Source organism: Thermosinus carboxydivorans Nor1 (assembly GCF_000169155.1).
GTDB lineage: Bacteria > Bacillota > Negativicutes > Sporomusales > Thermosinaceae > Thermosinus > Thermosinus carboxydivorans.
Genome location: NZ_AAWL01000016.1, coordinates 41,310 through 54,130, shown reverse-complemented (window position 1 = coordinate 54,130; position 12,821 = coordinate 41,310). Strand labels below are relative to the sequence as shown.

The 12,821-nt window shown below is 53.5% G+C and carries 9 protein-coding genes, 1 pseudogene and 1 riboswitch; of the genes and pseudogenes, 2 read left to right on the top strand and 8 right to left on the bottom strand.

All coding sequences use genetic code 11. The features are described 5' to 3' along the window. Nucleotides 1–221: 221 nt before the first annotated feature. From hemB to TCARDRAFT_RS10595, 7 genes are all read right to left on the bottom strand, one after another. Complete coding sequence (gene hemB, locus TCARDRAFT_RS10625; protein WP_007289990.1) at nt 222–1,199, bottom strand: porphobilinogen synthase; 978 nt, start codon at nt 1,197–1,199, stop codon at nt 222–224. Next, nucleotides 1,192–2,718, bottom strand: coding sequence for a uroporphyrinogen-III C-methyltransferase (cobA, locus tag TCARDRAFT_RS10620; protein ID WP_007289989.1), 1,527 nt, complete (start codon nt 2,716–2,718; stop codon nt 1,192–1,194). The genes hemB and cobA overlap by 8 nt, the downstream gene beginning before the upstream one ends. Continuing rightward, entirely contained in the window at nt 2,718–3,671 is a 954-nt protein-coding gene (gene hemC, locus TCARDRAFT_RS10615) for a hydroxymethylbilane synthase (RefSeq protein WP_007289988.1), read from the bottom strand. Before hemC ends, cobA begins: the two co-directional genes overlap by 1 nt. Continuing rightward, complete coding sequence (gene hemA / locus TCARDRAFT_RS10610; RefSeq protein ID WP_007289987.1) at nt 3,634–4,950, bottom strand: glutamyl-tRNA reductase; 1,317 nt, start codon at nt 4,948–4,950, stop codon at nt 3,634–3,636. The genes hemC and hemA overlap by 38 nt, the downstream gene beginning before the upstream one ends. After that, nucleotides 4,919–5,572 carry a bifunctional precorrin-2 dehydrogenase/sirohydrochlorin ferrochelatase gene (locus TCARDRAFT_RS10605; RefSeq protein WP_332248970.1) on the bottom strand — a complete coding sequence of 218 codons (654 nt, stop codon included), beginning with the start codon at nt 5,570–5,572 and terminating at the stop codon, nt 4,919–4,921. Before TCARDRAFT_RS10605 ends, hemA begins: the two co-directional genes overlap by 32 nt. 66 nt (nt 5,573–5,638) lie before the next feature. Then, entirely contained in the window at nt 5,639–7,465 is a 1,827-nt protein-coding gene (mrdA, locus tag TCARDRAFT_RS10600) for a penicillin-binding protein 2 (protein ID WP_007289985.1), read from the bottom strand. A gap of 232 nt (nt 7,466–7,697) precedes the next feature. Continuing rightward, nucleotides 7,698–9,074: an LCP family glycopolymer transferase gene (locus TCARDRAFT_RS10595; RefSeq protein WP_007289984.1), complete on the bottom strand. Its 1,377-nt coding sequence runs from the start codon at nt 9,072–9,074 to the stop codon at nt 7,698–7,700. Between the two features lie 202 nt (nt 9,075–9,276). Between TCARDRAFT_RS10595 and TCARDRAFT_RS10590 the strand changes: the two genes are divergently transcribed. Continuing rightward, nucleotides 9,277–9,612: a transposase gene (locus TCARDRAFT_RS10590; protein ID WP_040683327.1), complete on the top strand. Its 336-nt coding sequence runs from the start codon at nt 9,277–9,279 to the stop codon at nt 9,610–9,612. 429 nt (nt 9,613–10,041) lie between these two features. On the opposite strand, the pseudogene TCARDRAFT_RS10585 reads toward TCARDRAFT_RS10590, so the two are convergent. Continuing rightward, nucleotides 10,042–10,572: pseudogene (locus TCARDRAFT_RS10585) on the bottom strand (DDE-type integrase/transposase/recombinase); the annotation flags it as partial. A 120-nt stretch (nt 10,573–10,692) separates the two neighbouring features. Beyond that, nucleotides 10,693–10,866: riboswitch (M-box (ykoK) riboswitch) on the top strand. A gap of 204 nt (nt 10,867–11,070) precedes the next feature. On the opposite strand from TCARDRAFT_RS10585, the gene TCARDRAFT_RS10580 reads away from it, so the two are divergent. Next, nucleotides 11,071–12,813, top strand: a complete 1,743-nt coding sequence (locus tag TCARDRAFT_RS10580; RefSeq protein WP_007289982.1) for an ABC transporter permease — start codon at nt 11,071–11,073, stop codon at nt 12,811–12,813. Nucleotides 12,814–12,821: the final 8 nt, after the last annotated feature.

Below are 12,821 nucleotides of genomic sequence, written 5' to 3'. Positions count from 1 at the left end.
TCTGCTGCGTACCAACCGAATTTATAAACCAGAAGGGGGAGTCTGACATAACCGATTAAAAAGACCATTTTTCTTTGTCCACCAGTTACCATATATTACCATCTTGATGTGGATATTGGTGGGTCTAGTTAAGGTTTGCCTTTTTTCGGTTCACCACCTTAGGTAGCAGCAATACATAGTTTTTTATGTTAAATTAGCCTCTTGACATCGTACCGCTGCTCTTACTCGCCTTTTAACCAGCGCACGGCGTCTAAGGCGTGGTAAGTAATAATGATATCCGCGCCGGCCCGCTTCATGCCAAGCAGCAGTTCGAGGACGATGCGCCGCTCGTCAATCCAGCCCTTAGCAGCCGCGGCCTTGACCATAGCATACTCGCCGCTCACATTGTAGCAGGCCACCGGCAGGTCAAATCTGTCCTTGACCTGGCGAATGATGTCGAGATAAGCCAACGCGGGTTTTACCATGACGATGTCGGCACCTTCTTCAATGTCTAACGCTACTTCACGTAGCGCTTCCCGGGCATTGGCCGGATCCATCTGATAGGTACGGCGGTCACCGAACTGGGGCGCCGAATTGGCGGCATCGCGGAAGGGTCCGTAGAATGCCGAAGCGTATTTTGCCGCATAGGACATGACCGACACTTCGCTGAAGCCGGCGCCGTCAAGCGCATCGCGGATGGCCCGTACCCGGCCGTCCATCATATCCGAGGGCGCCACCATGTCGGCGCCGGCCTCGGCGTGGCTTAGGGCCACCCTGGCCAGAAGTTCTAAGGTGGGGTCGTTGTCAATGCGCCCGTCCCTCACTAGGCCACAGTGGCCATGATCGGTATACTGGCAGAGGCAGACGTCACTGATCACCACCAGGTCGGGCAAGGCCTGTTTGATGCGGCGGATGGCCTGTTGGACAGGGCTCTTGGCGTCCCAGGCGCTAGCGCCCTGCGCATCTTTGTATTCCGGCAGGCCAAACACCAGCACGGCCGGGATGCCAAGGTCATAGGCTTCACGCGCCGCCGCCACGGCCATATCGGGTGAAAAATGATAGTTGCCCGGCAAGGACGGTATTTCCTGCTTCACATTGTTACCAGGCACCACAAACAGTGGGTACACAAAGTCACCGGCGTTAAGTTCTGTCTCGCGCACCAGGCGGCGGATGCCTTCGCAGGCGCGCAGGCGGCGCGGCCGGATGAACGGGTTAGTCATGGTACTCCCCCCTGTAATACTGGAGAATAGTTTCGATCAGCCCGGAAATCGTATACTCTTTGGCAATAATGGCCGGCGTCAGGCCTTGCTCTACGCAGGTGGCGGCAGTTATGGGGCCGATGCAGGCGATTTTGGCCTTGCCGATAAGTGCCACCCCCTCGCTGCCTAAGAGGCTAAGCAGATTAGTGACCGTAGACGAACTGGTAAACGTAATAAGGTCGATTTCTCCGGCCGCCAGCTGCTCCGCCAGGACCGCACCGTCAGTATCGCCGGTGACGGTACGGTAAGCGGGCACGACCTGAACCTGGGCTCCCATTTCGGTTAGTTTTTCCGGCAGTACATCGCGAGCCACCAGGGCCCGTGGGATAAGGACGCGCATGCCGGGGGCAATTTCACCGGCCAGGGCGCTGGCCACGCCCTCGGCCACAAACTGGACCGGCACGATATCGGCCCGGATACCGTGGGCTTGCAAGCGCTCAGCCGTCACGACGCCGATGGCGGCTACTTTCACGCCGGCCAGGGCGCGGCTGTCCAGCCCGGCGACGTCCAGGCGAGCAAAGAAGGCGTCCACCCCGTTGACACTCGTAAAAATCAGCCACTGATATGTTGCCAGCTCGGCAATGGCCCTGTCCAGTGGTTCATAACTCTCAGGCGGCACGATCTTAATGGCCGGCGCCTCAACTACCTGGGCGCCCAGCTCTTCTAGCCGGGTCGTCAGCTGGCTCGCCTGCTCCCGGGCGCGGGTGACGAGCACTTTTTTCCCAAAAAGCGGTTTATTGTCAAACCACGCGAGCTTGTCCCGCAGCGTGGCCACATGACCTACCAGAAAAATAGCCGGTGGCGTTAGCCCGGCCGCAGCTACGTCAGCGGCCGCCTGGCCCAGCGTAGTGGTCAGCACGCGCTGCTCCGGCTTAGTCCCCCAGCGGATGACGGCGGCCGGGGTATCAGCCGGTCGGCCGTGTTCAATCAATTTCGCCGTAATCTGGGGCAGGTTTTCTACCCCCATAAGAAAGACAAGCGTATCGGCGCCAGTGGCCAATTTATCCCAGCGAATGGTGGACTCCGGTTTGGTCGGGTCTTCATGGCCGGTAACAACAGCAAAAGAAGTGGCAATCCCGCGGTGGGTCACCGGGATGCCGGCATAGGCCGGCACGGCAATGGCCGAGGTAACGCCAGGCACTACTTCAAAGGGCACGCCGCTTTCTACCAGCGCCAGCGCTTCTTCGCCGCCGCGGCCGAACACAAAGGGATCGCCGCCCTTGAGGCGGACTACGATTTTACCTTCCTTCGCTTTGTCAACCAACAGCCGGTTGATGTCTTCCTGGCGCATGGTGTGATCGCTTGATGCCTTGCCCACATAAATCATTTCCGCGTCCGCCCGGGCAGCACTCAGCAGCCGGTCGTCAGCCAGCCGGTCATAGACAATAGTGTCGGCCTTTCGGATACATTCCAAAGCTTTTACCGTAATTAGTTTATAATCGCCCGGCCCGGCGCCTACTAAATATACAAAACCTTGCATTATCTGTTATTGCCTCCCCCTGCTGACGGCCGCGCAAATAAGCCGGCCAGAATCTCCCGCCCACCGGTTACATACATGTGTTGGGCCAGTTTGCGCCCCAAATCCTCCGCTGCCGCCGGCGCGCCGCAGATGCGGTCCTTCAGCGCTGCCGCGCCGTCAAGGGACAAGATGGCAGCGTCCAAAACCAGCTCACCATTTTCCACCCGGCCGTAAACACCGATGGGAACCTGACAGCCCCCTTCCAGCTCATTAAGAAAGGACCGTTCGGCTGTCACGGCTGCGGCGGTATCTTCGTCATGAAGAAAGGCGACAAGGGCCAACACCTCGGAGTCATCGCTGCGGGTCTCGAGAGCGAGGGCGCCCTGGCCTACGGCCGGCAGGCAGATGTCAGGCGGCAGCTGCTGCGTAATACGGTCGTCCCAACCTAGCCGCTTAAGACCGGCTTGGGCCAGCACGATGGCGTCCAGTTCCTCGGTTTCCAGCTTACGCAGCCGCGTATCAACATTGCCGCGCAGATCGCATACCGTCAAGTCCGGGCGACAATTTAACAGTTGCGCCCGCCGCCTAAGAGAAGAAGTCCCCACTTTCGCGCCATGCGGCAGCTTGTCCAGTGTACCGTACTTCGGGCTGATCAGCGCGTCAAAAGGTTCTTCCCGTTCGGTAATCGCCGCCAGCGTAAGCCCGGGCGGCAGCTCGGTCGGCATATCTTTGAGACTGTGGACGGCAAGGTCGATTTCGCCGCGCAGCATGGCAAGTTCAATTTCTTTCGTAAATACTCCTTTGCCGCCGATCTTAGCCAGCGGCACATCCAGAATTTTATCGCCGGTAGTGACAATATGCTTGATGGTCACTTCCAGACCGGGATGGTACTGGCACAGGCGGTGGGCGATGTAATTGGCCTGCCACAGGGCCAGCTTACTGCCCCGCGTACCGATGACAAGTTTGTTTTTCACAGGCAGCTTCCTCTCCTATGTCGTCAACTTTGAACAGTTTGCGTACCGCGTCCAGGTAATACGGCTCTTTGTCCGTGCCCGCCGCCTCATTGATGCGAGTAATGGGGTCGCGGAGCAGTTTGCGCACCAGCATCCTGGACATATTCTCCAGAATTTTGCGCTCCTCGGGCGTAATGTCCGGCAGCTTGGCCAGCGCGCGCTTTACCTCGCGCTGCCGGATGCGCTCAGCCTTGTCGGTCAGGCGGACCAGGACGGGTCGGTAGGACAGATAACGGAACCGGTTAACCAATTCCCCCAGTTCTTCTTCAATGATCGCTTCCGCCGCCTGCGCTTCCAGCTCCCGGCTGCGGATATTCGACTCCACCACGGCTTCCAGATCATCGATATTATACAGGCTGACCCCGGCGATGGTCCCTGCTTCGGGTTCCACGTCGCGGGGTACGGCAATGTCGATAAAAATAATCGGCCGGCCATGCCGCTTGGGCATTAAGTGGGCAACATCCCAGGCGGTGATAATATAGTGCGGGGCGCCAGTGGAAGTAATAACAATGTCCGCGTCCACCGCGCTTTTCATAAAGTCCTCAAAAGGAACGGCCACGCCGCGGAACCGCTGGGCTAAGCTAACCGCCCGCTCGTAATTGCGGTTAGAAACAAAGACCGTCTTGACTCCATTGTCCACTAGGTGGCGAGCCGTCAGCTCACTCATTTCGCCGGCTCCAAGAATGAGGACATTGGAGCGGCTAAGGTCGCCAAATACTTTTTTCGCCAGTTCCACCGCCGCGTAGCTGACCGATACGGCGCTATAGGCAATGCGGGTTTCGGTACGCACCCGCTTGCCTACGGCAATGGCACGATGAAACAGCGTATTCAGCACGGTGCTCGTCGTGCCGGCGGCGCGGGCAACCGAATAAGCTTTCTTAACCTGGCTGAGGATTTGGCCTTCACCGATGACCAAAGAGTCAAGACTGGCTGCGACGCGGAAGAGGTGGCGGATGCACTCCTCCTCCCGCAGGTAAAAAAGATAATCATCACTTTCAATGGCAGTAGCGGCCATGCGCTCGAAAAAGTCCCTGAGCACCGGCAGCGCCTCATCAGCGTCATCAACCACGGCGTAAAGCTCGGTCCGGTTGCAGGTGGAAAGAATAACACCCTCGTGCACGCCTTCACACTCGTGTATATGGGCCAGTCCTGTCCGGATTTTGTCTTCCGGAAAAGAAAAACATTCGCGCACAGCTACCGGCGCCGTTTTATGGTTCAGCCCCAGAACCACCAATTGCATCTCTAATCTTCTCCTCCGCCTCTTGTAACTTTCCTGCTTTCACGAGCGCCAGCGCCTCATCATCCAGCGCGCGGCGCCAAAAACATTCCCGCGCCCGCGGCGTAGCCAGCCGCTCTTTCATTTCGTCACGCAACCGGCCGATCATGGCCAAATACAGACCATATTCCGGCCCATACCTCGCTTCCAATTCCTGTCTGAGCCGCCGGGCCAGGGCCGGACTTTTGCCGCCGGTGGAAACGGTAATTACGAGATCGCCGCGGACAATTTGCGACGGCACGGTAAAATCGCACAGCTCAGGCGCGTCAGCGACATTGACCAAGGCGCCTTTGGCCCGGCCTTCCTCGGCCGCCTGCCGGTTAACGGCCGGGGCATCAGTGGCGCAAATAACGATAAAAAAATTTTCGATAGCGCCTGGCCAATATGGGCGCGCTATATGGGTAATCTGCCCTGCCGCAGACAAGGCGGCGAGCCCATCCGTTACGGCCGGGCTAATCACGGTCACGGCGGCGTCGGCGGCAAGCAGCGCCAGTACTTTGCGCTCGGCCACGGCTCCGCCGCCGATGACGGCGCACCGCCGTCCCACTAAGTTAAGGTTTACGGGATAGTAGGACAATGCTACCACGTCCTGCATAAATTATCAATTATTAAAACATTCGACTATCGCCGCATTTTTCCTTTTTTTGCCCCATTAGTCGGTTTTGCCTTTGGGCGGCACAGGTTGCGACCCTTGGAACGGGATGCCAAAGTAGGCATCCAGCACCCGCCGCACTACCGGCGCGGCGGCTACCGACCCTTCGCCCCCTTCTTCCACAAGAGCGGCTACGGCAATCGCCGGATTGTCTGCCGGTGCATAGCAGACAAACCACGAATGGGTAGTCCCCCGTCCCGTTTCGGAAGATCCGGTTTTACCCGCGACCGGGTAGGGAAAGCCCTGAAACGGCGCGGCCGCCGTTCCCCGGGCGGTGACGGCCGCCAAGCCCTGCCTAATAATATCCCATACTTCAGGACGGAGATACACGGTACGTAACACCTCGGCAGGAAAATCTTGGATCGGCGTACCGTCCGGAGCGATGATTTTGTCCACCAACCGGGGTTTATAGATCACGCCGCCATTAGCGACCGCCATGAGCACCAGAGCCTGCTGCAGCGGCGTGGCAAGATAATAACCCTGACCGATGGCGGCAATAAGCGTCTCACCCGGATACCAGGGCTCACCGTAATTGGCCTGTTTCCATTCTGCGGTCGGCACAACCCCTTTCGCCTCGCCAGGCAGGCCGATGTCTACCTGTTGCCCGTAGCCGAACGTGACGGCGTAAGCCGCGAGCGTATCTACCCCTAACCGGCGGCCAAGTTCATAAAAGACCGGATCGCTGGACCACGCCAGGGCATCGGCAATGGTCAGCCTGCCCAGCCCCTTTGTATTCCATCCGTAGAACCACCAACCATCCAGGACATAAACGCCTTTATCCTCAAAGACTTCCTGCTCGGTGGTCAGCCCTGTTTCCAACGCGGCGGCGGCCGTAACAATTTTAAACACCGAACCGGGCGGGTAAGCGTTTTGAATGGTTCGGTTGGTCAGCGGATTATTTGGATTGCCGATCAGAGCATTCCAATCGCGCGCCTTGATACCGGCGGCAAAGGCATTGGGATCAAAGGACGGACTGCTGGCCAGCGTCAGTACCGCCCCGGACTTCACGTCGAGGACAACAATGGCGCCCCCTGTAGCCGGCTCCCCCAGTTTGCGGCTAGCGGCAATTTGCTCTTCCAGCGCCTTCTCCGCCACCTTTTGTAAATTGGCGTCAATTGTCAGCACCAAACCGTGTCCCGGAGTGGCCGGCTTGTTACCAAGTATGGCCACTTCCTCGCCGGCGGCATTGACTTCCACTTGAAGGCCGCCGTCCTCGCCACGCAGTGTTTCCTCCCAGACCCGTTCAATTCCGTCTTTACCGACAAGGTCGGTCATGCTGTAGCCCTTGTTCCGCCGGGCTTCATACTCTTCGGCGCTGATCCGCCCCACATAGCCGAGCAGGTGGGCGGCCAGTCCATTATAAACATAGTGCCGGACAGGAATAGCCTCAATAAAAACTCCCGGCAGATAGTATTTACGTTCTTTGATTTTGGCCACCGTGGCGTCATCCACGTCCCGCTTAATCCGTACCGGCGAATAGGGAGCATCCTGACTGTCGGCCAGCAACTTGGTAATTTCGCCCGCGGAAACGCCTGTCAGCTCGGCCAAGAGCGGCGTGGCAACCTGCTCATTAGTATACTCGGCAGGGATGATGGAAACGGCGAAACTGGGCCGGTTAGCGACCAAGACGGCCCCACTGCGGTCATAGATCGTGCCGCGCGGCGCCTGAGCCGTGATTTGACGGATGCGGTTTTGGTCGGCGATTTTTTTATACTGTGCGCCTTGCACAAGCTGTAGCCAAGCCAGGCGCAACACCAGGCCGCCAATGACAGCAATAATGATGAACATCAAGATCCGCATACGGCGCGACAGCTCGGTATCATACATGAAGCGATATCTCCTCGGACAAAAATATTGGGCAACGCGGGCGGTCACTGGTTATTATGGCATAAAACGGCAAAAAAAATAGCCCTTGCGGGCTGTTAATGAGGGGTGTATTTAACGTGTGTGAAAATTATAACATGTTTTCCGCCCAAACGCAAGTGGATTTTGCGAAAAAAATCACTTATTGCCATAAAAAAATCCGGCCCATTGAGTAAAACCTTGGGCCGGCTACCGCTTATTTTTCAACGTAATCCTTGCCTACCAGCACGGTGACCTGGTCGGCCTTGGCGTCGTTTTTGGTGACATGCAGCACATATTTGAAGGGTAAGCTGGTCAGCTTGCCCACAACCGCGTTATCGGTCGTATAGGAAGTAACGACGGTATTGGGCGTCGGTTGGCTCGCCGTAGTGATACCTACCACTTCAAATCCCTGATTGCGCAGGACGGCGGCTACCTTGGGGCCAGCGTCCGGCGCACCGCTGGCATTGATAACCTGAACCTTTAGTTTGGCCGGCGCCGGCGGTTTGGTCGACTGACCGGAGGGCGCGTTCTTTTCCGGTTGTTTCCCCGGTGTCTGCGCCGGTGCCACCGCCGCCTGTTTGGGAGACTGCAACGTTTTCGGCACTTCTACCACTTTCATTTCCTGCGGGATAGAAGCTTCATATTCGGCCGCCAGCCGTTTCGCCGCCGCCAGATACTTGTCATCCATGGCTATACCTTGCATCTGGGCCACATGTTCGCGCAAGGACACGATATCAGGCAGCCAATAGCTGATGTCATCAATATAGGCTGGCTTGCCGGGAACAATATCGGTCTTGAGCCCGCGCTTGGCGGCGTCATTGATGAGTTTGGCCAGGTTAAGCATTTCCGCGGTCGACATGTCGGTCTTAATGACGGAGTTAACTTCCCGAATAATTGACGGCACGCGGGTTATAACCATGGGGGAAGCGACTTCATTCAGCATGGCTTTGATAAATTTCTGCTGCCGTTCAATCCGGCCCAGATCCCCTTCCGCGTCGCGGTACCGCACGTATTGGATGGCCGTTTTGCCATCCATTCGCTGTACGCCCGGTTTCAGGTCAATGACCAGGTTATCATAGGGATCTTCGTAGTACATGCGCTTTTCCACATCAATGGTCACACCGCCCACGGCGTCGACAATTTTATAGAAACCGGCAAAATTGATAAGCACATAATAATCAATCGGGATGCCCAAGAGTTCCTCCAGCGCCCGCAGCGTAAGCTGGTGACCACCATTGGCGTAGGCGTGGTTGATTTTATCCCAGCCATGCCCCGGAATCTTAACCCGGGTATCCCGGGGAATTGATAATAGCGCTACCTCTTTGCTATCCGGATCGACGGTCACCACAAAAAGCGTGTCCGAACGGCCGACATCGCCCGTACGTTCATCTACGCCCAGCACGGCAATATTAATTTTATGGCTAGGCGCAAGCCCCACCGCCCGCTTGGTCTTATTCAGCTTACCGTTAAAATATAAATACGAACCGGTCCCGACAGCCAGTGCGAGAAAGAGCACCAGCAGCACGAATAAAATCCGCTTCGTCTGCTGTTTGCGCTGGGTGGCGAGACGTCGCTCCAGACGTGAGGTCATAACCGTTTTCTCCCTTCCATGACAATTAATAAACAAGCCCCCGGATAGGGGGCTTGTTCTAAGTATAGCAGAATATGAACTTGCCAGTCAAGCCAATCGGGAGGTAATATCAGTAGCGCCGCAATAAATTCGTTTTTAAAGTTTTTGATGCCTTTCCTTTGGAAAAATTTCAACAAAAACAAGGTGAACGGGTAAGTTTATCGTGACCAATGATTTGGCATTGCCTGCAACAGACATCAATAATATTCATCGCTTGAGCTGGCAAATAGAACTGGTCTTCAAATGGATTAAGCAAAATTTTATTGTTAAACATTTTTTCGGTATCAACCAAAATCCCGTATATGGACAAATTTGGTTTGCCTTGATAAGGTATTCTCTGTTGCAAAACATATGCCAACAACTACCAAAAAAACATTCCCTGCTAGAAATGTTGCGAGCAATCCAAACATTCTTGTACCAGACATTTAGTGAATTGGTAGCTACCTTAAGCCGGGAGCCGGCTGGAACAAACCGAGGTAGGCGATCATTTAAAGATTAGGCACAAGCCTTCTCGATACTGCAGATGGAGGGATATATCTGTATTTTGTAGCTTAGCGACAAAGAGTCTGGATAATACTAGAAATATAGATAAAGGGTTAACCTTATACCGACGTTGTTTTAAACTAACTCCAAGAAAAGATTAAAACTGAATATTATTCTCAGAGATATTGCTTGTGTCTTATCTAAGTACGTTTGCTTTTTCCTCTTGACATTGCGCTTCTGTTTTTATACAACGCTAATGATAGAAAATACAAACAGAGTTACGTGTCAACTCATTTAAAAATGTTACCGAAGGATAATAGATCACTCATATAATTTTGTTACCCAGATGAGCTGTTACAGCCTTGTCTGGGTAGATGGTAGTAGTGGCAGACGTCACGGGGCGAGAAAGCACCTTTTCCAACTGGCGATGCAACGTAAGTGGATCTTAGGCTGTTTGACACGCCTTCAACTTTTGGATTTGTTCTGGCAACAGCGCGTTGGTTTCGATCAACCGTGTTGCGGGTGTTCTGGCCGTGTCGAATGTTTTTTTCACACGTCCCCCGCAACGCTCCTTTCGGATCAGCTTGCGTGTAGGCAGACAGTAATTGAAGTATAAATCATGCAGAGCATAGATGGAGTTCAGCCACTCTACTTGTTCCGGACGGTCATAGCGTTCATAGCCGACTAGCTGGCGTACAAGAAAGCCATTTTTCTGCTCCACGTGGGCATTGTCATTTTTTCGATAAGGACGACTACGCGTGAAGTGAATGTTGTTCGCAGTGCAAAAAGTTTTCAAATGGGCGTTTAAAAATGCCTGACCGTTATCACTGTGGATGGCCCAGGGTTTCATAGGCCACTCGGCGATAATGTGCTTGAGTTCACGGAGAACGGCAAGTTGGGATTTTCCTAGCAGCGCACGTCTGCGGGTGTAGCCGGAGACTACATCCGTCACCGTTAGCGTATAGGCGAAGTGGCCGAGCGACGAACCGCAAGTAACATTTTACAAAGTAACATTTTAACTGAGTGATTGCGAATTATTGACATTGCGTTGCACCAGCATTATAATGTTCATAGTTTATAGAAATGCAAGTAAATAGTACTTCCTCGTTAGGTGAGGCTCCTGTATAAACATAGGCCACTGCCCGGAAATGTCGAGAGACGCCAATGGGTAGAACAGGTATTACCGGCATAAGGTTTTACTTAAGGTGGCTGAGCATTTTGTTTGACTCTACGTTATACAGTGCCAAAGCTCAAACGAGTGGGGAGGTTAAATGATCACGCTTTTTTGTTATGCATTTTTTCTATTGTTCACGAGACCTTCCCGCATGGGGAGGTCTTTTTTGCGTTATATAAGAGGGAGGTGGGTATGTTATGGATACAGACGGATCAAAACGTAATACTACGACATTAAACAAGTACATGTCAATGCGTATTGTCGGCAAAACAACCAAATTTGATTTAGGAAGTGATTCAAATGGCTGTATTTACTTCGCACATACCCTCTCGCCGGTTTGGTCTTATTGACATACTGGTGATCGCATTCGTATTTGCCCTCCTGTTTTCGGTTCTTTACTTAGGCGCCGGTATGGTTATTCCCTTTTCTCCCGAAAACCAAATCGAAATTTCTACCGATCCGGCCGACTTGCCTTACTATGCTGGTCGGTCGCTCCTAAGAATGTTTATTGCCTATGGGGCCTCGCTCCTTTTTACTTTTATATACGGCAGTATTGCTGCAAAAAGCCGCACCGCCGAAAAAGTACTGGTCCCACTGCTAGATATTTTGCAATCCGTGCCTGTACTGGGCTTTCTTTCCGTTACCATTACCATGTTTATTGGTCTGTTTCCTAACAGCCTGTTAGGCGTAGAATTAGCCTCCATCTTCGCCATTTTTACCGGTCAGTGTTGGAACATGACCTTTAGTTTTTACCACTCGCTCACTACCTTGCCTCAAGATCTAAAAGAAGCGGCTGCCGTGTTGCGCCTTAACTGGTGGCAACGGTTTATTAAACTGGAAGTACCATTCGCCATGATTAGTCTGGTATGGAACAGCATGATGTCCTTTGGAGGCGCTTGGTTCTTCCTTGCAGCCAGTGAAGCCATCACCGTTCTCAACCAAGACATCCGCCTTCCTGGCGTTGGCTCCTTCATGGCTGCCGCTGTGGAAAAAGGAAATATGTCAGCCGTTGGCTACGCAATTCTTACCATGATTATTATGATTATGCTGGTTGACCAGCTATTCTGGCGTCCTATAGTAGTATGGTCGCAAAAATTCAAAATGGAGCGAACTGAAGCCATCGAGGTTTCAACTTCCCTTGTCTATGACATTCTTAAGCGGGCGGTCTTCGTAGCATGGGCGCAAAAATATTTCTTCGGCCCTATCACCCAACTAATCGATAGCGCATTCAATCGTTGCGCCCGCGTTAGCGGCAAAGTAGCCGCCCAAATTGAACATCTTACTCCGCTTTCTTATCTAACCGTAGCAATGAAATGGGCTTTGTTGCTGGCAACAATATACTATGTTGGTCAGCAAACCTACCAAGGGATCCTCTTGATTGCCTCCATGGGCTTTGATAAGCTAGTAAAAATCATCACTCTCGGCTTTTATACCCTGGGAAGAGTCACAGCCGCCAGTCTCATTGGTGTGTTGTGGACAGTGCCGGTCGGTGTGTGGATTGGCACAAATCCGCGCCTAAGTAAATTTTTTCAACCTATTGTTCAAGTGACCGCTTCCTTCCCAGCTAATATGATTTATCCCTTCGTCGTAGTTTTGTATCTGAACTACGGGATTAATTTTGAGCTTGGCTCCATTCTTCTTATGATGCTAGGCACCCAATGGTATATTTTGTTTAACGTCATTGCTGGCGCAATGGCAATTCCGACTGACCTCAAAGAAGCATCCACCGTCTTCAAACTCTCTGGTTGGCAAAAATGGCGCAAACTCATCCTGCCAGCCATCTTTCCCCATCTTATAACCGGTTGCATTACTGCCTCCGGCGGCGCTTGGAACGCCAGCATTGTATCCGAATTGGTGACTTGGAAAGACCAACAACTCAATGCTACCGGTCTGGGCAACTTTATTGGCCAGGTAACGGAAGCAGGTGATTGGTCGGGAATTCTCGGCGGCATCATCGTCATGTGCGCCTTTGTGATTATTATTAACCGCCTATTCTGGCGCAGACTCTATCACCTAGCCGAAACCAAATATCATCTGAATTAACACAGGAG

What these genes read in the sequence shown, in the direction of transcription:
- hemB (WP_007289990.1), bottom strand. Translation starts at nt 1,199, where the DNA reads ATGACTAACCCGTTCATCCGGCCGCGCCGCCTGCGCGCCTGCGAAGGC.
- cobA (WP_007289989.1), bottom strand. Translation starts at nt 2,718, where the DNA reads ATGCAAGGTTTTGTATATTTAGTAGGCGCCGGGCCGGGCGATTATAAA.
- hemA (WP_007289987.1), bottom strand. Translation starts at nt 4,950, where the DNA reads ATGCAATTGGTGGTTCTGGGGCTGAACCATAAAACGGCGCCGGTAGCT.
- mrdA (WP_007289985.1), bottom strand. Translation starts at nt 7,465, where the DNA reads ATGTATGATACCGAGCTGTCGCGCCGTATGCGGATCTTGATGTTCATC.
- TCARDRAFT_RS10595 (WP_007289984.1), bottom strand. Translation starts at nt 9,074, where the DNA reads ATGACCTCACGTCTGGAGCGACGTCTCGCCACCCAGCGCAAACAGCAG.
- TCARDRAFT_RS10580 (WP_007289982.1), top strand. Translation starts at nt 11,071, where the DNA reads ATGGCTGTATTTACTTCGCACATACCCTCTCGCCGGTTTGGTCTTATT.